Source organism: Micromonospora sp. LOL_024, from assembly GCF_048060415.1.
Classification (GTDB): Bacteria; Actinomycetota; Actinomycetes; order Mycobacteriales; family Micromonosporaceae; genus Micromonospora.
This window is the reverse complement of the sequence record NZ_JBHMIS010000169.1, coordinates 1-748: the sequence shown is the minus strand read 5'-3', so window position 1 is coordinate 748 and position 748 is coordinate 1. Positions and strand designations below refer to the sequence as shown.

1 protein-coding gene is annotated in these 748 nt (G+C 67.1%); it reads right to left on the bottom strand.

Annotated features, from left to right (window positions below; all coding sequences use genetic code 11):
• Positions 1-588: hypothetical protein (locus ACFHWY_RS28740; protein ID WP_416583365.1), on the bottom strand; the 588-nt coding region annotated here is incomplete at its 3' end.
• Positions 589-748: the final 160 nt, after the last annotated feature.

The following is a 748-nucleotide window of genomic DNA, read 5'->3' as shown; positions in this document are numbered from 1 at the left end:
CGACATGAACAGGCCATTCACCATCCTCGGCCTTGCCGGATGATGTTGAAACGGCCGTGGGGCGGGTTGTCGGGGGCGGTGCGGGTTGACTCGTTCGCCATGCTGAAACCGCAAGCCAACGTCCGGATCATCCGAGGAGAAGTTATGGGCAAGCCGGTCAAGACTGCCGCCGTTCTTGTCGGGCTCGGTGTCGGCGTCGCAATCGGTCCGTCCCTCGGTCCGGCAGCTGTCTGGTCTGGCGTCGCGATTGCCGTGCTCGGCGCCGCGCTCTGCCTGGTCGGTACGGCGGAATCCGATCTCGTCGGGGACGGCCTGGTCGACCGCGACGAGGATGCCGCGGTGGCAGGCGACGGGACGCCCACAGGAACACCGGTCACTGCCCCACGACGGCGGAACCGCCACCGGCCAGGCCTCGCTGGCCTGGGCACCCGGGTAGAACAAATTCTCCAACTCGCCGAGGAACAGGCCGACGACCACCGTGCCGAGGCACGGCACGAAAGCGAGGCGATCGTGACCGCTGCCCGACGGGAGGCCGAGGCGATCCTGAACCGAGCCCACGAACAGGCGGCCGGGATCACCGGCACCCACCAGGATCCGCCTCTGGCACCGCCCACCCGGTCGGCTGCACCGAACGGAAATCCGAGCCCTCCCGCATGATGCAAGCGGAACCGCCGCACGGGTCCCAATCCAGAGCCAAAGCAAAGTTAGTTGATCTTCGTTTTCCCTGGTGACGGCCACCCCGGTGAAC